The following is a 24,899-nucleotide window of genomic DNA, read 5'->3' as shown; positions in this document are numbered from 1 at the left end:
CGGGTCGAAATTGGAAAGTCAGTAGAGGAGGATAGAACATGAGCAAGGCGTTGGTTGCAATAGTTATGGGTAGTGAATCTGACCTGCCGGTTATGAATGAGGCATCAAAAATACTTGATAAATTCGGTATTCCATATAATTTGAAAATAGCATCTGCGCACAGAAGTCCTGGTCTTGTTCATGCATTTTCAGTTGGGGCTGAGGAGTCTGGAATCGAGGTTATTATTGCTGGTGCAGGGGGGGCAGCTCACCTCCCCGGTGTAATAGCCTCTGAGACAGTTCTTCCTGTAATTGGCGTACCTATAGATTCATCACCGTTGAGCGGATTTGATTCTCTTCTCTCAATAGTTCAGATGCCGGGAGGGGTGCCTGTGGCAACTATGGCAGTGGGGGCAGCCGGCGCCAAGAATGCAGCCCTGTTTGCAGTGCAGATATTGTCGCGGAAAGACACGAACATTCTGACTAAACTCAAACAATATAAGAGGGACATGGCTGATACAATAGAAAGGAAACAGGAAACAGGAATTAAAACCCAGGGATGAAAATATATAAGGTAACCCAATCCTCCCCTGACCCATCAGTGATCACTGAATTAGCCGATTTATTAAAATCTGGTTCAGTTATTGCCTATCCAACCGATACTTTCTATGGTTTAGGCGCTGATATTTCCAATCAGTTTGCTTTAGAGAGGTTATATACAATAAAGAAAAGAATGCCCAATAAACCAATAATTATCCTGATATCTGACATGATGATGCTTCGCCCCCTGATTGCTGACGGCTATCTTTCAGAAACTGCAAAAAAGTTAATAGATAGGTTCTGGCCTGGTCCCCTGACATTAGTATTCAGGGCATCTGACCTTGTTCCTGCGGTACTTACTGCCAATACTGGAAAAATTGGAATCAGGCTGCCTGACAGTGAATTATGCAAACTCATTATAGATAAACTTAAACATCCTATAACAGCAACAAGTGCAAATATCTCCGGTGACAACAGTACTAATAATCCAGCAGAAGTGGAAGAATCTATGGGCAACAGTATTGATGCACTTGCAGATGGGGGTATTACGAATTACAGGGGGGCATCTACCGTCGTTGACATTACCGGGGAGCAACCTGTAATCTTAAGGGAAGGGGCTATCCCTTTTGCTCTAATTAACGAGTTAATTACAGTGCAATAACCTTCACAGGAGTCAGTTTTTGAAACTAATAGTGCAGATCCCATGTCTTAATGAAGAAGCTACATTACCAGTTGCTATCAAGGCTATTCCGCGAGTGATTTCAGGTATAGATACAGTTGAAATCCTGGTTATAGATGACGGAAGCAGTGACAGGACATCTCTGGTAGCGAGGGAATGCGGTGCTGATCACATAGTTAGATTCAAAGTCAATCAGGGTCTTGCGCGTGGATTTATGTCGGGGCTTCTGATGTCAGTCAGTCTTGGAGCTGATATTATAGTTAACACAGATGCTGACAACCAATATAATGGAGGAGACATACCAAAGCTGATCCAGCCAATTCTGGAAGGGAAGGCTGATGTTGTAGTTGGCGACAGGGAGGTTGAAACTATCAGACATTTCTCCACATCGAAGAAGATCCTCCAGAAGCTTGGGAGCTGGGTTGTAAGAATAGCATCAGATACACATATCCCCGATGCGGCCAGTGGTTTCAGGGCCTACAGCCGCGAGGCAGCCCTTAGAACGAACATAGTTTCCGGATATACATATACACTTGAAAGCATAATACAGGCAGGTCACAATAGGCTTGCTGTCACGCATATACCTGTCAGGACCAATCAGGTACTGCGTGAGTCCAGGCTTATTTCAAGTGTTCGCAGTTACTTAATCAGGTCAGCATCTACCATTATCAGGACATATGCCATGTACCGTCCCCTTGTTTTTTTCTTTACCATTGGCGTGATTGTCTTTCTGGCAGGACTGGTAGTCTCAGCCAGATATCTCTTTTATTTGTTTCGTGGTGAAGGCGCCGGGCACATACAATCACTCATACTTGCTGCTACATTAATGATGCTTGGTTTTCAGACGATTGTTATAGGTCTTATATCAGATCTTATTGCGGCAAACCGCAGGTTAAGTGAAGAGGCGGTTTACAGATTACGAAAGATGGACAAGGAGGTATAACTGATGGATTCTCTCATTAACAGGATTGAACGTAAGAGTGCGCGACTGGGGATAATAGGGATGGGATATGTCGGACTCCCGTTAGCCCTGGAATTCTGCAAGGCAGGTTTTGATGTTACCGGCATTGACATGGACAAGAAAAAGATAGATAAAATTATCAGGGGTGAATCTTATATAGAAGATGCAAAGGATGCTGATATTGGAGCAGCCGTCAGTCAGGGCAGGCTTCATGCTACTACTGATTTCAGCGTCTTAAAGGAACTCGACACAGTAAGTATTTGCGTCCCTACGCCACTCAGAAAGACAAAAGACCCTGATATATCTTACATTCTAAGTGCGACCCAGCAAATTGCCAGATATCTTCACGCAGGTCAGCTCATAGTACTTGAGAGCACAACTTATCCGGGTACAACTGAAGAGATTATCCTTCCGGAACTTGAAAGCAAAGGGCTTAAGGTTGGTGTTGATTTTTTTCTTGCCTTTTCACCGGAACGTATTGATCCGGTAAATGTACATTTTAATACCAGGAATACGCCTAAGATCATTGGCGGCGTTACTGAGAAATGCACCGAGTCTGCTGCGGCCTTATACAGTAAAGCTGTAGATATGGTCATTACAGTAAGTTCCACCAGGGCTGCAGAGATGGTAAAACTTCTTGAAAATACGTTCAGGGCAGTAAACATAGGTCTTGTAAATGAAATAGCAATTATCTGCAACAAACTTGGGATGGATGTCTGGGAGATTATTGACGCAGCTGCAACAAAACCATTTGGTTTCATGCCGTTTTACCCTGGTCCCGGGCTGGGTGGACATTGTATACCCGTTGACCCTCACTATCTTTCATGGAAACTTAAGATGTTTAATTATAATGCGCGGTTTATTGAACTTGCGAGTGAGGTAAATACAAATATGCCTTACTTTGTGGTAAGTAAGGTATTCGATGCATTAAATGTTCAGAAAAAGAGCATTAACGGATCGAAGATTCTTGTTCTCGGAGTAGCATATAAGAAAGATGTGGGTGATGTACGGGAGTCTCCTGCCCTTGACGTAATCAGATTACTTAGAGACAAAGGTGGATTGATCTCATACAATGATCCTCATATATCACACCTTCATGAAGAAGGCATGGACATCTCATCAACCGACCTGAGTGATTATTCTGCGTTGAGCAATTACGACTGTACAGTAATTGTTACAAATCACACATCCTATAATTACCAGAAGGTGGTTGATTGTTCAAAGATTATAGTTGACACAAGAAATGCTACAAAGGGTATAATATCTGACAAGATCGTTAAGTTATAGGGGAACTTACATTGGAAACTTACTTAGTTACCGGCGGGGCTGGCTTTATAGGATCGAATATAGTTGATAAACTTCTGAGCCAGAATCACAATGTCAGAATCCTCGATAATTTCTCTTCTGGTAAGAAGTCTAACATAGAAAGGGTTATCAGGAATAATTCTCTAATCCCGGAGCGTGATTATTTATTTGTCAGCAGCAGTGAGCTGCGTGTACGCCCTGCCAAATATCCCCGGCTCTATGTGATTGATGGAGATCTTCGGGAGCATGATACCTGCTGGAGGGCTGTATCGGGTGTAACATATGTAATGCATCAGGGTGCAGTACCATCAGTACCGCGTTCCATAACAGACCCTGTTACTACAAATGATGTTAATATCAGGGGGACTCTTAACATATTGATAGCATCCAGAGATGAGGGGGTCAAGAGATTAGTACTCGCCTCGTCGTCTTCCGTCTACGGTGACACCCCTGCACTTCCAAAAGTTGAGACAATGCCTGCGTCGCCTTTATCCCCATACGCGTTGAGCAAGCTTACTGCAGAATATTATGCTGTGTTATTTAATAAACTCTATAGTCTATCAACCGTATCGCTGCGTTATTTCAATGTATTTGGTCCCGGGCAGGACCCTCAGTCACAATATGCTGCCGTAATACCAAGATTTATCACTGCACTCATAAAAGGTACTCCTCCCACCATTTATGGCGATGGTGAGCAATCGAGGGACTTTACATATGTCGAGGATTGTGTCTCAGCTAATATTCTTGCTTGTAATGCTGAAGGGGCATCCGGCAGGGTGCTGAATATAGCCTGTGGCACCAGGACGACTTTAAATGACCTGTTTAAAAAGATCTGCAAAATCACCGGCGGTTCAACCGATCCCGTATATGAATCCGCCAGGCCAGGAGACGTAAAGCATTCGCTTGCTGATATTTCTCAGGCTAAGGATGTCCTTAAATATTTGCCCGCTTATAACATAGATGAGGGACTTAAAAAAACGGTAGATTGGTTTAGAAAAAATTCATAGTTTTGAGTATTTCTCAACAATAAGCCTCTCTGCCATCTCTATCTCATAACCTGAGAGATCCTCAGATTTAAGTTGAATACCAAAAGCTTCTGAAAATCCAAGGGAAAATGAAGCTATCAATAAATTAACACAGCCCAATAAATCAGAATCCAGACCATAACCGCCAGAACCATCCGGCCTTTCATTCGGAGCCTGTTTCAGAACCTCCTGCAATGAAATAGAGGCCGGGCCATTTTCCTTTGTTGACCCGTTGATCAGTATTGAACCATGCTGTAGAAATATATCAGACCAACGCCTTTGTGCGCTACCTATCAGTTTTTTCCCTCGAATTGTAATTTCATGTCGAATAGCTGTATTAAAGCATAGTCGTGCCTTGTGATACTTAGTTGAACTGTCTTTTCTTCTTTTCAGCTCTCCAGCAGGGTCCGGATTAATACCAAGATGCCTTAGACCTGTAGTAAGGGCATTTGCTATAACAGAATAAGTTCCATTAATATTTTTGGGAAACAGGGTATTGTCTGTCCTTGAAACCACACTGTAGCTGAGATCGCTTCCATGAAACACAGCCCTGCCGCCTGTTATACGGCGTACAATAAATCCATTCATTGTATCATCAGGTTCCTGAAAGTATCCTATTGAAATGCATGGAGGGTTCCATGTATAGAAACGAATAGTGGATGGAAATTTATCTTCTCTTACTGCGATTGCAATTGCCTCATCCACTGCCATGTTATAGCAGCCGTTATTGAACCCTGTGTATATAAGCCGCCAGGTTTGCATAATATCGGTCCGTTCTGTATATCGTTTTTTATCACATGTCATTATATTGAATCAACAAATCGTTAACATTATTTCATAAAAAAATTGTTGAAAATCACATCAAACAAGTTTATAGTAATTTAATACGCTATGATAGTAATTTATTAGGAGAAAACTGATGAGTACAGTCAAGACAGGTAAAGTTATCATACCAAAGAAACACAAAGAGGGAATGTTTGAGATCCGGATGGAGAGCATTGGAGGTCTCGGGGCTAATGTTGCAGGTAAGATAATGGCTGAGGCTGGGGTGCTTGGTATGGGACTTAACGGGTCAAATTTTTCATCTTATGGTTCGGAAAAAAAGGGTGCCCCTGTAAAGGCGCATGTGAGATTATGCGATCCTGACACGCCTATAAGGGCCAACAGTCCCATTGAAAGCCCTCACATACTGGCTATTTTTCATGAGGCGCTCATAAAAACGGTCCCGGTGCTCCAGGGTGTAGAGCCGGATGCAACTGTATTGCTAAATACTACAAAGACAACAACTCAGGCGAGGGATTATTTGAAACTTCATGGTGGTTATTTAGGGTGTATTGATGCACTGAACATAGCTATTGAGGAAAATAGCAGGGTCAATATACCTATGCTTGGAGCTATTTGTAAGGTAAGCGGCTTCATTAATGCGGATGCATTACGGGATGCCATCAGAAATGTTTTCGGGAAGAAATATCCTCAGACAGTACCCGGTAATTTGAAGGCTTTCGACAGGGGATATAATGAAGTTAAGATTGAATACTTTGCACCTGATGAGAAATATCCGTATCAGCCTTATGTAAGGAATCCATCACGATTGGGCTATCTAAATCAACCTGTCGGCGGGGTAGTAGTGAGCGCTGGTTTTACGCGGGAGAAAGATCTGAGTCCATCACGTGTTGGTTTTATACCTGTGCTGGATTTGGAAACATGTACCCACTGCGGCGAATGTGATTATGCTTGTCCAGACTATTGTTTTGTATGGGAAAAGGGATTGACGAAGACAGGTAAGGAGGCCATATTCCTGAAGGGAATAGATTACAATTATTGTAAGGGATGTCTGCAGTGTGTCTGGATTTGTAAACCGAATGCCCTTTCAATAGGGAAAGAGAGTGACTACAACGTAGATGACATGAGTGTTCCGCATTCATTTAGAAAAGCGAAGTAAAGGAGGATTTATGGAGGCAGGAGTAAAAAAGGGGGCCAAACAACTGACGGGATTTTTAAGTGGGAATGAAATGGCGGCTCTTGCAGCAAGTCAGATCAATTTCCACGTAATGGGTTATTACCCAATTACCCCGTCAACTGAAATTGCCGAAAATTTGGATGAGATGAAGGCTGAAGGTGAGCATGATATCCTTTTGATTCCAGGTGAAGGTGAGCATGGTGCCGCTGCTATATGTTATGGCGCATCTACAACAGGGGCCAGGGTATTTAATGCTACATCTGCCCAGGGACTGCTATATTCAATGGAGCAATTGCCTGTTCAATCTGGAACAAGATATCCTATGCTGCTTGACGTTGTTATGCGTTCCGTCTCAGGACCGCTTAATATCAGGGGAGATCACAGTGACATTATGATGGCCCTTAACTGCGGTTGGATTATTTTAATGGCAAAGGACCCTCAGTCAGCATATGATCTTAATTTTATAGGTGTTAAAATAGGAGAGCTCGAAGATGTGCGGCTTCCTGTAATTGTTGCCTATGATGGCTTCTTCACCAGCCATCAGAAGCGCAGGGTTCAATATTTTGAAGACAAACAGGTTATTCAGGATTTCCTGGGTTCACATCCACCCAAATATGTTTCAATTGATCCCATGAACCCGGTCACGATTGGACCTTATATGAACGACCCTGACCTCATAAATAATAAGAAGCAGCAATCCATGGCAATGGAAGCAGCATACAATCATCTTGATGACGTTTTTGAAAATTACAGCCAGATTAGCGGCAGGAGATATGGACTTATAGATACATATATGATGGATGACGCTGAAGTTGCACTGGTCATTCTTAATTCTGCCTATGAAACCACAAAAGAGGCGGTTGACAGACTTCGCGCAGAAGGATTGAAGGTTGGCGCCATGATGCCAACAGTAATAAGACCATTTCCTGGCAGGGAGATCAGGAAATGCCTGAAGAAAGTCAAGGCAATTTGTGTGGCTGACAGACAGGAATCGTATGGCGGCTGGGGCGGTAATATGAGCATAGAAATCAAGGCCGCACTGAAAGATGATCCCGATAACAAGACTCTGATTATAAGCCGCATATACGGACTTGGAGGAAAGGAATTCTACATTGAAGATGCAGTAGACTTGATAAGAGAGACCCATAATGTGGCTGTTAAGGGTATCGTTACGATACCATTTGAATATGCCGGCGCAACACCTGGTGACCTTAGTTTTAACCCAGGACAATATCAAAAACCTTTAACGAGGGAAGAGATGACTCCCGGTATTTTAAAGGTAACCAGAGATGATTCCACCGGAGCCTTTGATATTAAAGGTGTAAGTGCAAGGCCATTAAATGAAGTGCAAAAAAGGATTTCACAGGGTCATTCGGCTTGTTCAGGGTGCGGAATATTTCCTGGACTGGATACATTCTTTAAGGGAATTCAGGGAGATGTAGTAGTACTATATCAGACTGGATGTGCAATGGTCGTAACGACAGGATATCCATACACCTCTCATAACGTAACATACATACATAACCTTTTTCAGAGCGGCGCACCGACCCTTGCCGGCGTAGTTGAGGGATTCAAAGAAAGACAACGGCGTGGTGAGATACCTGCATCAGAGGATATAACGTTCGTAATGATAACGGGTGATGGAGGAATGGATATAGGTATGGGGCATGCTATTGGTACTGCCTTGAGAAATCATAAAATGATTATTCTTGAATATGACAATCAGGGTTATATGAATACCGGGGCACAGTTGTCATTCTCTACCCCAATGGGGCATGCAACATCTACATCTCATGTCGGGCCATATCAGTCCGGCAACAAGCTCCAGCATAAAGATACAGCACAGATAATGGCAGCGTGTAACATCCCATATGTATTCACCGGAATAGCTACTCAATACAGGGACCTTATAAAGAAGGCAACCAAGGCTCAATACTATGCAAAGAATGAGGGTCTTGTCTATGGGAAAATTCTTATTGCATGTCCACTTGAATGGAAGAGTGAGGAAAGAATTGGACTTGAAATTATTCAGGCAGCAGCTGACTGCTGCTTCTTTCCTTTATATGAGATAGAGCATGGGATAACGAGTATAAGTTATAACCCGGAGGAAAAAGGTAAAAAGGTACATGTAACAGAGTGGCTGAAACTAATGGGTAAGTCCAAACATCTCATTAAGTCAGATTATAAGGAGGTTACTGAAACCTTACAGAGAGAAGTAGACAGGAGATGGGAGAGACTTAAGGCAATGGCAGCTCATCCTTTGTTATAATAATTACCTGGATCAATAAACCCATTTATGTCAAACATTCTCCACTCAACCCGTGAAATAAATTGTAAAGTTGTTTATTACGGACCGGGACTTTGCGGCAAAACAGCCAACATCCGGTATATTTATAACAATACCAATCCCGAGAGTAAGGGGAAATTAATATCCGTATCCCCTGAGACAGAACACACACTATTTTTCGATTTTCTTCCCATTAATCTTGGTACCCTCAATGGGTTTAAACTGAAGTTCCATCTACATACTGTCCCTGGACAGATTTTCTATGACGAAAGCCGGAAGCTGATTTTAAAAGGAGTGGACGGAGTTGTGTTTGTGGCAGACTCTCAGATAGAGAGGATGGATGCTAACATCGAAAGTTTAGACAGCCTGAAAAAGAATCTTTTTGAGCAGAATATTGATGTTAACCATATCCCGATTGTGTTTCAACATAATAAGAGGGACCTCCCAAACATTCTTCCTGTTGAAGAAATAGACAGGATTATTAACTTCAGAAGCTCACCTTATTTTGAGGCTGCCGCCGTTAATGGTGAAGGGGTGTTTGAAACTCTTAAGGAAGTGACTCGAGAAGTAATAGGAAAGTTAAGAGAATCCATTGAATGAAAATGACACGATTTTGTCTGTTAACCCTTCGACAAAGCAATTGACTTATATATTAATAATTATATATAATATGACGGTTTTAAGCTGATAATCCCCGGTAGCTCAATAGGCAGAGCGAGCGGCTGTTAACCGCTAGGTCGCAGGTTCGAGCCCTGCCCGGGGAGCCAATGGGAGGAGTGTATTGAAAAAAAATAATTTCACATCATTAATTAAGAAGGCACTAATAATATCTGCCGCTCTATCCGTATGCTTTGTTGTCAACAGTTATGCGGCTGAAGACGCAATTGATTCTAATGCCATTCTGGTGCTGGAGTCTGTTAGGCAGAATTATTATGCACATGAACGGTTAATATCACTCAAGAATAATTACGCAGTAAATATCAACAAAAACGTCCCGGCAAAAATGTGGTTAAACAGGGTTGATTCAAGTGAAGTTAATATGGTAACGAATCGTTTCACCGGTGAACAGCAGGATGCCGTTATTATTAATGGCAAGAAGTATTTTGCCAGTGGAAAAGAATATCGGTTTAACTTACAGGAGAATTCGTCTCTGCTGTATTCGAAAGATCCCCTTACCAGCAGGGTTGTTGATAAGGCTGATGCTGTGGCCTATTCTGATGCGTCAGGCAGGATCTTATATTTTGAATCAAACGCATCATTTGAGCGTTTTGTGGAACTTGCAAACTCAGATGCTCTATATGGTTACTCTAAATAGTGTTTGACATAAGCTGAATATATGGTATAAATAAAAAAGTAAATTACATAAACGAATGACCACCGATAAGAGCAAACTACCGGCAACGGTAGGACGCATAGCCACCGGCCCTCATAAATGAGGGTAGCGGGGCAGCCGAAGTGTCTAATGGACCTAAAGCCCATTACCCATCTGGTGGTAATGGGCTTTTTTATTTCCCCACTTCGGCCGCGAGGGGAAAAATGAAGGTAGTTCTAAGCATCATCATAATGATCACCTTAATGGCCGCACAACCGGTTAAGGCTTTTGAATCAGGGATAATTGACATAATTCAGGTTGGAACAGCATTCGCAACTAACCTGACTGTTCATGAGTATGGACATGCAATAGTAGGAAGTTCGGTCGGTGCTGAGGGGATTTCAGTATCATTTCTAAACAAACGAAAAAACAACCTGTTCCTTGGCTATACATCTACAAGTAAAATTGATGCAAATGCTTATCCCTCCTTTGCACTTGGAGGTGAAGTTGGTGCTAACATGAGTTTCGAATATGCCCTTCACAGGTTCCGGAAGGAACCGACGACCTACAATAAGGCACTTCTATTTTTCAGTGGAACTGACTTTCTGTGGTACTCAGTTTATGCATATTACTTTAACGAAGATAATATTGATTCTGACCCAAATATCCTTCATCGAGAGACCGGTTTAAGCAAAGATGCCATCCTGGCAGCGGCTGTGACTCAGTCTATGCTTAATAGTTACAGGGTCTATTCAGGAAGTGACGCTGTTATCCCCTTTCTGACATTTGATAAAGATGCAATTGGTTTTCATGTTAAGGTCTCCTTCTGACTCAAGTAACGCACTATCTAATTAATAAAATAACTTGACAGATACTCATTATCTGCTTTATAAGTATACAGTATAAATCAGGTGTGCTTGAATGATGAGTTCTAAGCCAAGAGGGAACCCTGTGGAAATCAGGGGTGGTCCCGCCGCTGTGAATGGGGACGATAGCTGCGAATTGCCACTGGGGTGTTGAGACTCCCGGGAAGGCGCAGTCAGTAGGTTGATCCATAAACCAGAAGACCTGCCTGAACTACAGAGTATTGTAACCTCCGGACGAGAGGTTGCATAGTCTAACCTTTTGGGTGAAGAAGCAGGGTGCAATCCTCAGGGTCGTTATCATTGGCCTTGGGGATTTTTTATGTCTATCATGAAACTCGTAAGCGCTCCTGTTCACATCAGAAGACTCAGCATATTTATTCTCCTCGTTGCATACCTTCTTCTTTTTTCAGGATCTTACATTTGTGCCGAAACCTTTACGGATGGTACAGGAAGAAAGATTGAACTCTCCAAAAGACCTGAGCGAATTGTCTCGCTTGCACCTAACATTACCGAGATCCTTTTTTCTCTGAAATTAGGAGATAAAATCGCAGGCGTCACAGATTTATGTGACTATCCTGAAGAGGCAAGAGATAAGCCTAAGGTAGGGTGGCTTATAAGCCCGAACATCGAAAACATCATCTCAATGAGGCCTGACATCGTCTTTGCAACCACAGAAGGGAACAAACCTGAAATAGTGGATGAACTTGAACGAATGAATATAAAGACCTATGTTTTAAATCCTCATAATATTAATGATGTGATTAATGATATCTCTGCTATAGGAGATGTAACAGGTCAGAGAAAGGAGGCCCGGGAAATTACAGCTTCACTAACCCGGCGAATTGATTCAATTAAAAAAAAGGCATCTATTGGCAAGCCAAAGAGGGTAATTTACCTTATCAGTACAGACCCTGTAATATCGGCAGGTCCAGGGAGTTTTATTCATGACATTATCCTCACTGCAGGCGGGTTTAATGTACTATCAGACTCACCCATTCGCTATCCTCGCATAGATATGGAGGAGCTAATATTGAAGGACCCGGAGGTTATTATTGTACCTGTTGACCTGATAGGACAACTTCAGGGATGGAAGAAAAGATGGGGAGGTATATCGGCCATAAAAAACGGTATGGTGTATACAATTGATCCGGATATTGTAAGCAGACCGGGACCAAGGATTATAGATGGACTTGAACAGGTACATGAATATATCCGCAATAATCCGGATATCAATAACAAAGCAGGTATTAAGAAAAAACCATTACAATGAAAGGACAGGTATAAATCAGCAACAAATCAGATTCTATTCCTATCATGCAAACATTAACCTTAAAGCGATGGATCTCGTCCATATCCATCTTATCTTTACTTTCTCTTATTGTATCGCTGGCCTTATTATTATATGGCTCAGATGCATTAAAACCCTATGATGCACTTATTGGGCTTAAGTCCTTTTTCACCGGTAATATTCAGTCAGAAACGGTTAAAACAATCCTTTTTCAGGTCAGGCTTCCCAGAATAATACTTGCACTGATTACGGGAGGCGCCCTCGCAACCGCTGGCGCTGGATTTCAGGCCATACTTAAGAACCCTCTGGCCGATCCATATGTTCTTGGAATTTCGAGTGGAGCTGCATTAGGCGTAATTGTATCACTCTATTTAGGCGTATTTATAAGTATAGCTGGAATATCGTCAACAATGGTATTTGCATTTGCCGGAGCAATGCTGACACTGTATATTGTTTACAGACTCGGTACTGTTGATAATAAGATTCCTCCTCATACCATGCTTCTTTCAGGCGTCATGGTTAATGCAATAATATTTGCCGCGATTCTGATGGTCGTTTCAATCAGCGATTCACTTAACCTGTATAAGATCTTATTTTGGTTATTGGGGTATCTAAGTTCGCCGGACTATTTAACACTTTTAGCAGCTTTTATATTCGCTTTTATCGGTGCATTAATTTTGTTTTCGCAGGCAAAGTCACTAAATATACTTACCATGGATGATGATACAGCCGCTACTCTTGGCCTGAATGTCGAGAGAATCAAAAAACTGGTTTTGGTTGGCGGGGCACTTCTGGTTGCAGCCTCTGTATCAATATGCGGTCCAATAAGTTTCATAGGCATCATGATCCCTCATACAATTCGTCTGCTGGCCGGATATGATTACAGATTCATCCTGCCTGTTTCGATGATAGGAGGAGGTGTTTTTCTTGCGGTTGCTGATACAGTCGCAAGGACGCTGCTTTCACCTGCAGAGATCCCCGTTGGTATAATAACCGCATTAGCCGGCGGCCCCTTCTTTCTATACTTACTTCGGACACGGAGACTGATATGAAATCTGCATATGAGGCCGACAGTGTTTATTTCAAATATTCAGGTCAATGGGTAATAGAAAATGTTTCATTCGAGATTCGTGATGGTGAGTTCTTTGGTATCATAGGTCCTAACGGCTCCGGGAAATCGTCGCTGCTGAAATTGTTATCAAAGATACTCGCACCTCAGGCCGGACAAATATACTTCAGAGAAACAGATATCAGTAAGGTGGGAAGGAGAGAGCTGTCGAGAACTGTCTCATTTATCCCGCAGGAGTCTTCATTTCTTTTTCCATATACAGTTACTGAAACTGTTTCCATGGGACGATATCCGCATCTTAAGGGAAAATTGTTTGAAGACACTTATGACAAAAAAGTAGTTACTGATGCAATGTCATGTGTAGGGATATATTCATTAAGAGACAGGCCCATAACAGATATCTCCGGGGGTGAGAAACAACGGGCAATTATAGCGAGGGGGCTGGCTCAGGAGCCTGATATCCTGATAATGGACGAGCCAACAACATCCTTAGACATTGGTCATCAGATGGAGATATTCAACCTCCTATCAAGATTAAACGTGGAAAGGAAGATGACGATCATAACCTCCCTGCATGACCTGAACATAGGTAGTCAGTATTGTGACAAAATAATGCTGATAAACAGAGGAAAGATCTCTGCAATGGGCACCCCCGATGAAGTCATAACAGAGGTAAATATCAGAAACGTATACGGCTGTAATGTAATCGTGGACAATAACCCTGCATCCGGCACGCCTCGTGTAAGCCTTATACCATTGGATGCCTCCGTTAAATATCATGGTCTAACCGGTACAAGGTCAATATGGGGTAAAGACAAATGTTGAACAGGAAGATACTGATCATTTCATTATTATTCTCCTTTGCAGCACATTTGGCAGTTGCGGCAGTTATTGCGTATATACCTGATGATGTGATCGGGAATTCTGTGGCAGTCCATCAGGACATGGTAATTTGGGGTTATATCCCTGATGTCATTAATCCTGTTAATCAGAATAAAATGATACATATAGGGAGGTCATTACCTGCCAGTCAATCTATTGCTGTAAATACTGACAAAAAAAACATGAAGACCATACTCTCAGGGGACGACAAAAATAGAGCAGATCACCCTGAACTTATATCAGTGGCTCAATTGACGGATGGGCAGGAAAGCCTTCAACAGGTTCAGAATGACCATGTTGAAAGTGGTAATGATAACGTTAAGATGGGAGTAAGCAGCGAAACAGGGGGGGGTAACGGGCTTTCTGATAACGGGGGTAATAAGGGGGACAACAGCTATAATATTAATGCTTTTGGTGAAAGAATCAGAAAGGAGATCGAACGACATAAATATTACCCTGAAATTGCGAAGTCTAAAGGGATAGAAGGGACAGTCTACATAAATTTCTATATAGGACAGGATGGGATTCCTTCCAGTATATATATAGCGAAATCATCAGGTTCAAAAATCCTGGATGATGCCGGCATCAAAACTATCAAAATGATAGGGAAGATTACAAATCTGCATAAGGAGTTACGGGAACTTGATATTGCAGTGCCTATTACATACAAACTCAGCAACTAAATAAGGAGAAAAGGGTAAATGAGCAAACATCTATTTATTGTAACTTTAATTTTCTGTATATTAATTGCAAAACATTCTTTTGCTGAAAGTGTAAGCCTGGATGAAATAATAGTGACAGGTTCAACTACTGCATTACCCAGATCAGTCATACCGGCTTCAGTCACCGTAATCACAGAGAAGGACATAAATGAATCTGGAATATCAAACGTATCAGATTTATTACGTAATGTACCGGGGCTTGATGTAGTTCAGCCGGGAGGTACTGGAAAGGCTTCCACTGTATTCATTCGCGGCGCTAACTCTTCACACACCCTGGTACTGATAGATGGCATCAGGGTCAACAGTCCGACAACCGGACTGTTCGATTTTGCTGACCTGTCAGTAGATAATATCGAGCGCATAGAGATTATACGCAGTCCAATGAGCACCCTTTACGGATCTGAGGCTATGGGTGGCGTAATACAGATATTCACTAAAAAGGGGTCAGTCACCGGCGGCACCGTTTCTTTCGAGACGGGCAGCTATGGGACAACAAAGGAAAGTATTTCAACCGGTATCAGGAAGGACTTCTATGACATAAATCTCACAGCTTCCCGTTTTGACACTGAGGGCTTCTCAACTATAGCATCCGGTTCAGAAAATGACGGTTATGAAAATACTAATATATCCTCGAAGATAGGGATTCATCGTCCAGGCATGACAATGGGCTTTACTGCTCAGCTCACTGAAGCCAGGACTGAGATAGACGGCTTTGACTATACCACTTTTGCAGCAAGCGACGACCTGAATAACAGGACAAACAGACGATGGAGTCTCCTGGGGTTTAACGTATTAAATTCAATGCCAGGTAATTGGGATAACAGTTTTTCCATATCGAATTCACAGGAAAGGATTGAAGGGCTTGATGAGGACACACCTGAAAACAGAAGCAATATAGACACAAGTGTAACTACCGCTGACTGGCATGTCAATATCACGAGCAGTGATGGGAATAAACTTACTTTTGGCTACGAGCGGCAAAACAAGGGTGGCGGTGTTGTATCCTCCGGCGGGACATATCGCAAGTCTTTCAACAATAACGCGCTATATATACAGGACAACAGGAGACTGAATCCCTCTGCTATCCTGCTTGCCGCATTAAGGTGGGATGAGAGCGGATTATATGAGAATGCATTAACATACAGGGTAGGTACAACCATAAATCAGACAAATGAATTGAAGTGGCATGCCCAGTATGGAACTGGTTTTCATGGCCCATCCTTGAATGACCTTTTCTGGCCTGGATTCGGCAATCCTGACCTCAAACCTGAAAAAAATGCCGGGTGGGAAATAGGATTTGAGGAGACGGTTTTCAGCAGTTCATTATTTTCTTTGACATATTATGAGAATACTTTTACAGACCTGATTCAGTGGGATGGAACACTTAAGAATATCGGCGAGGCAACGTCAAAGGGTATTGAGGCAAATCTTGATTGGGACCTATCAACGGTCCTGCATATCAATGGCAATTATACCTATGATGAAACAGAAGATAAAAAGACCAATACCTATCTCTTAAGAAGGCCACTGAATAAATATGGTGCTACATTTACCATTAAGCCCTCCAGCCGCAGCGTATTTGACATAAAATATCTCCACACGGGTAAAAGGTTCGATTTCGACGCTGACTATGATGGTAAACCTGAAACCTTAAAGGCATATTCAAAGTTTGACATATTTGCAAGTTATAAACTCAAGCAGGGCGCTGAGCTCTTTGGCAGAATAGAAAACCTCTTTGACAAAGAATACGAAGAGGCTAAAGGATATGGCACTGCCGGATTTTCCACATATTGGGGCATTAAAATTTCACTGTAACTCAGGCAGATTTTAATTATGTCTTAATCTTCCACTTTATATAATAAGAGTCAGAAAAGAGAGGTGGAAGCCATGAGACAGGAACATTTGCAGAGCGGATTGTTTGAATTGGCAGCAGCCCTTGTAACCGGAACCCTTGCTGTAGTAATATTACACATAATATAGTGCGGTCTTTATGATCGCAATAGTGTGTATAATTGTGATGTTCCGGTTACAAGGAGGGCCAGCGGTTGCGTATTTTATTAATTGAAGATGAGAAGGACCTTGCATTTATCATCAGACAGGGCCTTGAGGAAGAGGGGTATATAGTTGACGAGGCCAATGATGGTGAAGAGGGTCAGTATATGGCCGAAAATTATCCTGCTGATGTAATTATCCTCGACATAATGCTTCCGAAGATTGACGGTCTGACCCTGCTTGGCAATATCAGAAAAAAAGGAATTTCTACACCGGTTGTCCTTCTTACGGCAAGAGATGCTATACTTGACAAGATCAAAGGTCTTGATACAGGGGCTGATGACTACCTGACCAAGCCATTTGTCTTTGACGAGCTCCTGGCTCGAATACGTACACTGATCAGACGCCAGTCTTCTGTAAAAGAATCTGTAATTCGCATAGCTGACCTTGAGATAAATACCTCTACTCATGAGGTCTTGAGAGGCGGAAACCCGGTAACACTTTCAGCCAGAGAATATGCACTGCTCGAATACCTGGCTTATCACAAAGACACTGTCGTAGGACGTACAGATATAGTAGAGCATATATATAATGAAGACAGTGATATGGATTCCAATGTTGTGGATGTCTACATCAATTATCTTCGCAACAAGATAGATAAGGACCATGAACAGAAATTGATTCATACAGTTCGCGGGGCCGGTTACATACTCAAATCCAAACTGAAATAAGTCATCTATGTTTAACTCTATCAGGCTAAAATTAGTAATCTTTTTTTTAATAATCTTTTCCCTCGTTTTCACCAGCCTGGAGGTTTTTCTTTACTTTAAGTTGGAGAATATCATGATTTACCAGACAGAACAGCACTTAAGTTCTACTTTGGACACAATTGCCGGTCTGCTTAAACTCGAGGATGATCATGGACAATTGCAGACGGAACTTATTGAGTTGTCTAATTCGGCACAGGGAGTTTACGCAGAAGAGCTTTCGGGACATTATTATCAGGTAGTCAATTCAAACGGCATAATCCTTGCCCGTTCACCTTCCCTTGGTCTTGCAGAGGAAATCTTACCAGTCAGATTTAACGTTGGGACTTCGCTTTCTGAAACTTCTATAGGACCCGGCAACATCCAAATACGTTTAGTCAGTGCAGATTACAAATTTTCTCAGGGAATCTTGACTTTACAGACTGCTGATTCACTTGAAGGCACCTACACGCTATTAGGCTCATTCAGGAAAATAGTCATAATAACTTATCCTGTCATATTTCTATTGTGCGGAGCCGGGACGTTCCTTATAACAGCATGGGCATTGCGTTCTATAAAATTATTCGCTGACAGAATTGACGATATATCAGAAAGGGACCTGAGCAAAAGGGTAGACGAAGAGGAGTCCGCATATGAGTTGAAAGGTCTGGCATACAGTTTTAACAAGATGCTTGATCGTCTTGAGATTTCATTCAATAAGCAGCGTCAGTTTCTGTCTGACGCTTCCCATGAGTTGAGAACTCCGACATCAATTTTAAGAAGCTACTGTGACATAACACTGAAACGGGATCGGACAGTTGACGACTACAAGGACGTTCTCAACAAAATGAGTCATGCTGTAAACAGGATGTGCGATATAATCAACCGAATACTGACGATATCAAGATTTGACAGCAACGCAATTAGTTTTAAACCCGTAAAGGTTAACCTTAAAGAACTGATTGAAGGTATTTTAAAAATGGTAGAACCAACCGCTGCAAGCAGGGGGATAAAAATAAACAATGCTGTCAATGATGTTTTTGTAACTGGCGACAGGGAAGGCCTTGCCGAAGTTTTTTCAAACATCGTTGAGAATGCAATCAAATATAACAGGCCGGAAGGAACAGTGGATATTCACATAAAAGAAGTAAATGGTGATGCAGTTATAGATGTCGAAGATACCGGTATCGGTATACCGGAGGAAGACAAAGAAAAGGTCTTTGACAGGTTCTACAGGGTAGATGCAAGCCGTGGAGAGACCATAGGAAGCGGCCTTGGGCTGTCCATAGTAAGGGCAATAGTAAAGTCACATGGCGGAAGGATTGAGGTGGAAAGCAAACTTGGAAAGGGGAGTTTATTCAGGGTTTATCTACCGAAAAACTATAATCTAAATAATTAGATGGTGCTGAATTAATCACACAAATGTATCATCTCTGACTTCAGGCCATGGATCTTTATATACTTCAACAACCTGTCTCATGCGGTTCCTTAAATTGACAACTTTACCGGATTTATCTTCTAACAATTCTTCCCTGATGTGCTCAATCCCTACCCGCTCAATGAAATTACTGGTCCTCTCTGTCCATCTTCCGTTCTCTCTGTAGTATTGCAAAAAAACAGCTGTTATGTCCAGCACCTCCTCATACCTGTCTGCGACATCGGCAATAACTCTGAGTTCATCTGTAGTTATGACACACCCAAAGCACGCGGTACAACGTAGCTATAAGAAGGGTGTCATAGGAATAACATACTCCCTTGAAAGCACATTGGATAGCATGACCCGGTTGTAATTAACATAGGATTCAGATCCAAAGACTGAGATATTAAAGTCCCTTGTCTTCTTCAGAAGGTGCTCTATAGTAGCAATCCCACTCATCCCATTTCGTATTACTATTAAATGTCTCTTTTTGACCATCGAAATGTTGTGCCTCCCTTAATACTATTATAATTCAAGTTCCTAACCAGGTGGCGGTAGCTGCATAACTACTCGATTACATTGCTATATTAAATGCCTTTGAATTATTGCTGTTATTAACAGGTAAACCATTGCCACATAATTGTAGTCATTGCAACAATTATGGCTTGTTTCTCTTTTGCAAACTTATTGGCAGCACATATAACATCTCCCTCTGATATTACCCCCTCTATATCTTCTAAACCATACCCGCTATAAATGTTATAATGCCAAGATATGATATTCCACATTGACTTAAAATAAGAAAATTAATTATCGGGATATCTTGACGTATTAAACCATTTTTTACTTGATTATTATATGTGTTTTATTTAGAGTGACAATAGACATAAAAGGGGGACTAAAGGTGGAACCAGAGAAAAAAAGACCGCTTCACGTAGACAAGGAAAAAATGCGGGTGATCATTATTACTTATCATTATAAGATAATTGGAGACGTGTTCATCCCTAAGAGTGGAAGGCTTACTGATTACTTGAACAGGACACTTGGAGGAAGTGATTCCGATTCTTTTGTACCTGTTATTAATGCTGAGTGCTTCTCTATGTCAGATGGACAATTAAAATACATTTCAGACTTTATCAATATAAATAAGACGCAGATTCATCTGATATTTCCTTATAAGAACAACAAATGAAAATAGGTGTTCCAAAGGAGATTAAAGACCAGGAATTCAGGGTTTCAATGGTTCCAGCCGGTGTCGAGACTTTAACGGGATACGGACATACTGTATTTATACAAAAAGGCGCTGGTATTGGAAGCGGCATATCTGACGATGAATATAACACTGCCGGTGGAGTTTTAGTCAATTCAGCGGAGGAATTATTCCACCTGTCAGAGATGATAGTAAAGGTCAAGGAGCCGATCAAGAACGAGTATTCATTGCTTAAAAACGGACAGGTGTTATTCACATTTCTACACCTCGCAGCAGACCGTGCTCTTACTGAAGCAATAATCGTCAGTGGCGTCACTGCAATTGCCTATGAAACAGTACAGATTGAGAATGGTTCACTTCCGCTACTGATTCCGATGAGTGAGATTGCCGGACGAGTCGCGTCCATCGCCGGCGCTTACCATTTGCAAAGGTCACAGGGCGGCTCCGGCATTCTTATCAGCGGAATACCAGGTGTCTTGCCCGGCAAAGTGACGATTCTTGGTGCAGGAACTGTCGGGCAGAATGCAGCCAGAATAGCTGCGGGTCTTGGAGCAAGGGTTGTTATGCTTAACAAAAGTTTTCAGAATCTTCGATACATTGACGATATCCATGAAGGCAGGATCATGACGCTGTCATTAAATGAACAGAATATCGAAAAGGCAGTGTTGTCGTCTGATATAGTTATCGGAGCCGTCCTGATACCAGGATCAAAGACGCCCTATCTTGTAAGCAGGGATCTCGTAGGAAAGATGCGTAAAGGATCTGTCATCGTAGACGTTTCTATTGATCAGGGAGGCTGCTTTGAAACCTCCAGGCCGACTACACATTCTGATCCGGTATATTGTGCTGAGGGGGTGGTTCATTACTGCGTTGCAAATATGCCCGGGGCATTCCCGCATACATCAACCATTGCCCTGGCCAGTGCGACTTTACCATATATAATTAAGCTTGCCAATCTCGGGTGGAGAAGAGCTGTCAAAGAGGATCCGGCACTTGCAAAGGGCGTAAATATAGCAGAAGGCAGAGTAACATGCGACGGAGTAGCCAACGCCTTCGGCCTCCGCCTCGAGCCGCTCAGTTGACAACAATACCCCGCTCAATTATTATAAGGATCAATAAAAAACAGCATCAGCATGAAGGAGTTTACGTTCAAAAGTGCTTAGCTGCAAGGAAGACGGGCAGATTTGAGATGAGGCGTACTTTATGGTACGTTGAATCTCAAATCTGCCCGTCTGACGCCGCAGATGAGTGCTTTTCAACGTAAACTAAATGTCGGGGCGTAGCGCAGACTGGTAGCGCACATCGTTCGGGACGATGGGGCCGGAGGTTCAAATCCTCTCGCCCCGACCATAATAACTTTGGATTATCATCATGGGCAAACCAAAATCAAAGAAAACAGGTAATATCATACAGAAATCAAAAGATGAAACTTCTGACGAACAGGAGCAGACAGAAGAGGAAGATCTGGATGAAGACTTAGAAGCGCCGGAACCTGGCGAAACCGAAAATGATACTATTTTCTTCAGGGCTGAAGATGATGACATTGATGGTGGTGATGAGAAGTCAGTCAATAACGAAAACAGCATTGAATTAGACGTAATAAGATCATATCTTCATGAGATCAGCCAGACATCACTTCTTACATTTGAGGAGGAGCAGCGCCTTGCGGCAAAAGTAGAAAACGGCGATGAGAAGGCCAGGGATCACATGATTGAAGCTAATCTGAGACTTGTCGTTAATATTGGAAAGAGATATTTAAACCGGGGACTTCCTCTTGCAGATATTATTGAAGAAGGCAATTTAGGGCTTATGAGGGCTGTAGAGAAATTCGATTATTCCAAGGGATTCAGATTCAGCACGTATGCCTCATGGTGGATCAGACAGTCAATAGAAAGGGCCATCATTAATCAGACCAAGACCATCAGACTCCCGGTACATGTAGCTGAACATATAAACAAATTTCTTTCAACCTCAGAAATGCTCATTCAGGAGTTAGGAAGAGAACCCTCAATTAAAGAGATCGCCAACAAAATGAATACCCCTTCTGAAGATGTAGAAGATATTAAGAAGCTTATCAGGAGGACATATTCCCTCGAGACGCCTGTAGGGGACAAAGAAGCTAATATACTTATGGATGTTATAGCAGATGACACTATAATGTCTCCTTCACAGTTTGCAGAAGGCATCAGCACGAGGGAAGAGATTGACAAATGGCTCAAACTGCTTAGAGAAAAGGAAAGAGAGGTAATTAGTCTCAGATTCGGTCTGGAAGGGCAGGAGGCTATGACACTTGAAGAAATTGGGAATCGTCCTGAATTCGGTCTCACAAGGGAAAGGATAAGGCAGATTGAGTCATCGGCTCTCAGTAAACTCCGTTCGATTATTGCAAAAAAATCTATAAAGAAAGATGAAATATTATAAATAAGGCGGAGGTGATAAAATGGATTTAAAGTCTAAGATTCGTGAGATCCCTGATTTTCCCAGGAATGGAATATTGTTCTATGATATAACAACGCTTCTCAAAGATGCAGGGGGATTCAAGCGGGTAATTGATAAGATTGCCAATTTCTATGACGGCGACGGGATACAGAAAGTTGTTGCCATGGAGTCACGCGGGTTCATTCTTGGCGCTCCGGTTGCCTATCGTCTTGGAGCCGGATTTGTCCCTGTTAGAAAACCAGGCAAACTTCCAAGCGACGTCTATGAAGCAGAATACGAGTTGGAATACGGGTCAGACTCATTATCAATACATCAGGATGCTATAGCGCCGGGAGAACGGGTGCTGATAGTGGATGACCTCATTGCCACAGGCGGCACAGTAGCAGCAACTGTTCAGCTTGTAAAGAAGCTTGGCGGAATCATTAATGGAATTGCATTTTTAATCGAGCTGACCGATCTCAGGGGAAGAAACAAGCTTGACGGCCACAATGTCGTATCACTATTATCTTATTAACATTGGAGACTTTTGCAACAGTACAGGGATATTCTCGTATCCGCATGTCTTAAGCGGAAACCTATATTAAGATTCATCTTGATAGTTCTGATACTTTTCGTTTCCTTCAAGCCAGCCTGTTCAGCATCTCTTTCAGCCGAACTGGGAAAGGATAATGCAGGATTTGGTATCGGGTCTGATTTTTATTTCGGATATGCTTTGATCGGACTTTCAGCAACCTTCATCACTGATGCTCCCTGGAGTTATGTACAAACAGAAAAGACACTTACTGAATCCTGCGACTATTTTAATACTAAATCAGATCCTGAAAACGAACTCAGAAAGAAATGCACACCGAAGGGCAAATTCCATGACGGTGATGAATGGGAGGTCTTTGGAAAAGTGGGCATAAGACTGCCGTTCGTATCGTCAATTTACCTCAATTCGGGATTGGGACTATCAACTCAGAAGACAGCTCAACTTTATGTTTTCTCCGAGGAGTACTGTACTTACCGTGCAGACGGGACATGTCTTCAAAAGGCGGAATATGGCGAGACGTGGGGACAGGTTGATAAAGATTATTTTATGACATTCCTTGGAGGTATCAGCGTAGAGATGAACCGCAGACTCCTTATTAACTTTGACTACCATTCAAGAAGGGGTCTGATTGCCGGTCTTATGTGGAGGTATTGATGAAGTTTAAGCCATTATCTTCAAAGAAGCTTAAGACATATTCTCTTAAGTCCAGAAAAAGCAAGGTGAATATAAGTGACTTTGCCAAGCCGTCACAGGCGGGAAAGTCATTTAATGATTTCCTGACCAGTCTGCCTAATATTCTTGCAGTAAGAGACCTGAAGGAAATTGCATCGCTGATTGCATCTGCATGTAATAATAAGAAAATAGTCATTGCTGCGATGGGGGCCCATGTAATAAAGGTGGGACTTAGTCCTTTGATAATCGGCCTTATGGAAAAGGGGATCATTCATGCAGTTGCCTTAAACGGAGCATGTATAGTGCATGACTTTGAGATTGCCTTCGCAGGAATGACATCTGAAGACGTAGATGCCGAACTATCAAATGGCACGTTCGGCATGGCAAAGGAGACCGGGAGGTATTTGAATAACGCAATAACGTATGGCGCCAGGAAAGGCTGGGGGATAGGAAGATCAACGGGAGAGATGATAAACAATTCAGATTACCCTTATAAGCACCTTAGTATACTTGCAGCAGGGGCCAGACTTGGGATACCGGTGACAGTGCACGTTGCAATGGGTACAGACATAATTCATCTGCATCCGCAAATGGATGGAAATGCTACCGGGGAGGGAAGCCTGAGGGACTTTTTACTATATGCCGGGGTTGTATCAAGGCTTGAGGGTGGCGTCTATCTGAACATTGGATCAGCCGTCATATTGCCTGAGATATTCCTTAAGGCTGTCACCCTCGTTAGAAATCTTGGACATATGGTCCAGAATTTTACGACAGTTAACATGGACTTTATTCAGCATTACAGACCTGTCACAAATGTCGTTCGCAGGCCTACCAGAAACGGCACCGGGAGAGGGTTCACCCTTACAGGCCATCATGAAATCATGGTTCCTCTACTCGCAGCAGCTATATTGGAAAGTCTATCAAAACCTTGACGTAACTGCCTCAATAGTATAGAATTGTCAAACTTAACAGGGACCAATTTTACTTGACCCCTTGCATCCTTAACCAATAGAACC

At 42.4% G+C, this 24,899-nt stretch carries 26 protein-coding genes, 2 tRNA genes and 2 riboswitches; of the genes, 25 read left to right on the top strand and 3 right to left on the bottom strand.

Going from position 1 to position 24,899, the window contains the following annotated elements; translation table 11 throughout:
• Positions 1 to 38 precede the first annotated feature (38 nt).
• From purE to IT392_03230, 5 genes are read left to right on the top strand one after another with little or no spacing between them, the layout of a single operon-like run.
• Complete coding sequence (purE, locus tag IT392_03250; GenBank protein MCC6543502.1) at positions 39 to 542, top strand: 5-(carboxyamino)imidazole ribonucleotide mutase; 504 nt, start codon at positions 39 to 41, stop codon at positions 540 to 542.
• A complete protein-coding gene (locus tag IT392_03245; GenBank protein MCC6543501.1) occupies positions 539 to 1,180 on the top strand; it encodes a threonylcarbamoyl-AMP synthase in 642 nt (213 codons plus the stop codon). The genes purE and IT392_03245 overlap by 4 nt, the downstream gene beginning before the upstream one ends.
• Positions 1,181 to 1,199: 19 nt before the next feature.
• A complete protein-coding gene (locus tag IT392_03240; GenBank protein MCC6543500.1) occupies positions 1,200 to 2,141 on the top strand; it encodes a glycosyltransferase family 2 protein in 942 nt (313 codons plus the stop codon).
• A 3-nt stretch (positions 2,142 to 2,144) separates the two neighbouring features.
• Positions 2,145 to 3,446: a nucleotide sugar dehydrogenase gene (locus IT392_03235; GenBank protein MCC6543499.1), complete on the top strand. Its 1,302-nt coding sequence runs from the start codon at positions 2,145 to 2,147 to the stop codon at positions 3,444 to 3,446.
• Between the two features lie 11 nt (positions 3,447 to 3,457).
• A complete protein-coding gene (locus IT392_03230) occupies positions 3,458 to 4,471 on the top strand; it encodes an SDR family oxidoreductase (GenBank protein ID MCC6543498.1) in 1,014 nt (337 codons plus the stop codon).
• Here the strand turns inward: IT392_03230 and IT392_03225 are convergent.
• The gene (locus tag IT392_03225) at positions 4,466 to 5,293 is read right to left on the bottom strand and encodes a lipoate--protein ligase family protein (protein MCC6543497.1); all 828 of its coding nucleotides are present in this window, start codon (positions 5,291 to 5,293) and stop codon (positions 4,466 to 4,468) included. The two genes, IT392_03230 and IT392_03225, sit on opposite strands and share 6 nt — an antisense overlap.
• A 115-nt stretch (positions 5,294 to 5,408) precedes the next feature.
• On the opposite strand from IT392_03225, the gene IT392_03220 reads away from it, so the two are divergent.
• The 13 genes from IT392_03220 to IT392_03160 all read left to right on the top strand — a co-directional run bounded on the left by IT392_03220 (position 5,409) and on the right by IT392_03160 (position 19,012).
• On the top strand, positions 5,409 to 6,431 hold the full coding sequence (locus IT392_03220) for a 2-oxoacid:acceptor oxidoreductase family protein (protein ID MCC6543496.1): 1,023 nt from the start codon (positions 5,409 to 5,411) through the stop codon (positions 6,429 to 6,431).
• Between the two features lie 10 nt (positions 6,432 to 6,441).
• On the top strand, positions 6,442 to 8,718 hold the full coding sequence (locus IT392_03215) for a pyruvate synthase (protein ID MCC6543495.1): 2,277 nt from the start codon (positions 6,442 to 6,444) through the stop codon (positions 8,716 to 8,718).
• 27 nt (positions 8,719 to 8,745) lie between these two features.
• Positions 8,746 to 9,336 (top strand): GTPase domain-containing protein, encoded by a 591-nt coding sequence (locus tag IT392_03210; protein MCC6543494.1) that lies wholly within the window; start codon positions 8,746 to 8,748, stop codon positions 9,334 to 9,336.
• 91 nt (positions 9,337 to 9,427) lie between these two features.
• Positions 9,428 to 9,503, top strand: a tRNA-Asn gene (locus tag IT392_03205).
• Between the two features lie 14 nt (positions 9,504 to 9,517).
• A complete protein-coding gene (locus tag IT392_03200) occupies positions 9,518 to 10,051 on the top strand; it encodes a hypothetical protein (GenBank protein MCC6543493.1) in 534 nt (177 codons plus the stop codon).
• A 60-nt stretch (positions 10,052 to 10,111) separates the two neighbouring features.
• Positions 10,112 to 10,191, top strand: a riboswitch (cyclic di-GMP riboswitch).
• Positions 10,192 to 10,878, top strand: coding sequence for a hypothetical protein (locus tag IT392_03195; protein ID MCC6543492.1), 687 nt, complete (start codon positions 10,192 to 10,194; stop codon positions 10,876 to 10,878).
• Positions 10,879 to 10,940: 62 nt separating this feature from the next.
• Positions 10,941 to 11,139, top strand: a riboswitch (cobalamin riboswitch).
• Positions 11,140 to 11,233: 94 nt separating this feature from the next.
• On the top strand, positions 11,234 to 12,184 hold the full coding sequence (locus IT392_03190) for a cobalamin-binding protein (protein ID MCC6543491.1): 951 nt from the start codon (positions 11,234 to 11,236) through the stop codon (positions 12,182 to 12,184).
• A gap of 44 nt (positions 12,185 to 12,228) precedes the next feature.
• Entirely contained in the window at positions 12,229 to 13,254 is a 1,026-nt protein-coding gene (locus tag IT392_03185; protein MCC6543490.1) for an iron ABC transporter permease, read from the top strand.
• Positions 13,251 to 14,096 carry an ABC transporter ATP-binding protein gene (locus IT392_03180; GenBank protein ID MCC6543489.1) on the top strand — a complete coding sequence of 282 codons (846 nt, stop codon included), beginning with the start codon at positions 13,251 to 13,253 and terminating at the stop codon, positions 14,094 to 14,096. Before IT392_03185 ends, IT392_03180 begins: the two co-directional genes overlap by 4 nt.
• Entirely contained in the window at positions 14,090 to 14,836 is a 747-nt protein-coding gene (locus IT392_03175) for an energy transducer TonB (GenBank protein ID MCC6543488.1), read from the top strand. Before IT392_03180 ends, IT392_03175 begins: the two co-directional genes overlap by 7 nt.
• An 18-nt stretch (positions 14,837 to 14,854) precedes the next feature.
• Positions 14,855 to 16,690, top strand: a complete 1,836-nt coding sequence (locus tag IT392_03170; GenBank protein ID MCC6543487.1) for a TonB-dependent receptor — start codon at positions 14,855 to 14,857, stop codon at positions 16,688 to 16,690.
• Positions 16,691 to 16,920: 230 nt separating this feature from the next.
• Positions 16,921 to 17,598 carry a response regulator transcription factor gene (locus IT392_03165; protein MCC6543486.1) on the top strand — a complete coding sequence of 226 codons (678 nt, stop codon included), beginning with the start codon at positions 16,921 to 16,923 and terminating at the stop codon, positions 17,596 to 17,598.
• A 112-nt stretch (positions 17,599 to 17,710) separates the two neighbouring features.
• Positions 17,711 to 19,012, top strand: a complete 1,302-nt coding sequence (locus IT392_03160) for a HAMP domain-containing protein (GenBank protein MCC6543485.1) — start codon at positions 17,711 to 17,713, stop codon at positions 19,010 to 19,012.
• 15 nt (positions 19,013 to 19,027) lie between these two features.
• Here IT392_03160 and IT392_03155 read toward each other — a convergent pair whose 3' ends face one another.
• A complete protein-coding gene (locus IT392_03155; protein ID MCC6543484.1) occupies positions 19,028 to 19,249 on the bottom strand; it encodes a hypothetical protein in 222 nt (73 codons plus the stop codon).
• A gap of 84 nt (positions 19,250 to 19,333) precedes the next feature.
• Entirely contained in the window at positions 19,334 to 19,528 is a 195-nt protein-coding gene (locus tag IT392_03150; protein MCC6543483.1) for a hypothetical protein, read from the bottom strand.
• Positions 19,529 to 19,934: 406 nt separating this feature from the next.
• Here IT392_03150 and IT392_03145 point away from each other — a divergent pair, with 406 nt between their 5' ends.
• From IT392_03145 to IT392_03115, 7 genes are all read left to right on the top strand, one after another.
• The gene (locus IT392_03145) at positions 19,935 to 20,222 is read left to right on the top strand and encodes a hypothetical protein (protein MCC6543482.1); all 288 of its coding nucleotides are present in this window, start codon (positions 19,935 to 19,937) and stop codon (positions 20,220 to 20,222) included.
• On the top strand, positions 20,219 to 21,322 hold the full coding sequence (gene ald, locus IT392_03140) for an alanine dehydrogenase (protein ID MCC6543481.1): 1,104 nt from the start codon (positions 20,219 to 20,221) through the stop codon (positions 21,320 to 21,322). The genes IT392_03145 and ald overlap by 4 nt, the downstream gene beginning before the upstream one ends.
• Positions 21,323 to 21,513: 191 nt before the next feature.
• A tRNA-Pro gene (locus IT392_03135) sits at positions 21,514 to 21,590 on the top strand.
• 21 nt (positions 21,591 to 21,611) lie between these two features.
• Positions 21,612 to 22,661 (top strand): sigma-70 family RNA polymerase sigma factor, encoded by a 1,050-nt coding sequence (locus tag IT392_03130; GenBank protein MCC6543480.1) that lies wholly within the window; start codon positions 21,612 to 21,614, stop codon positions 22,659 to 22,661.
• Positions 22,662 to 22,680: 19 nt separating this feature from the next.
• A complete protein-coding gene (locus IT392_03125) occupies positions 22,681 to 23,193 on the top strand; it encodes an adenine phosphoribosyltransferase (GenBank protein ID MCC6543479.1) in 513 nt (170 codons plus the stop codon).
• 12 nt (positions 23,194 to 23,205) lie between these two features.
• Positions 23,206 to 23,865, top strand: coding sequence for a hypothetical protein (locus tag IT392_03120; GenBank protein MCC6543478.1), 660 nt, complete (start codon positions 23,206 to 23,208; stop codon positions 23,863 to 23,865).
• On the top strand, positions 23,865 to 24,815 hold the full coding sequence (locus IT392_03115; protein ID MCC6543477.1) for a hypothetical protein: 951 nt from the start codon (positions 23,865 to 23,867) through the stop codon (positions 24,813 to 24,815). Before IT392_03120 ends, IT392_03115 begins: the two co-directional genes overlap by 1 nt.
• Positions 24,816 to 24,899 lie beyond the last annotated feature (84 nt).

It is taken from the genome of Nitrospirota bacterium, from assembly GCA_020846775.1.
Taxonomy (GTDB): Bacteria; Nitrospirota; 9FT-COMBO-42-15; order HDB-SIOI813; family HDB-SIOI813; genus RBG-16-43-11.
This window is presented reverse-complemented; position numbering and strand designations above follow the sequence as displayed.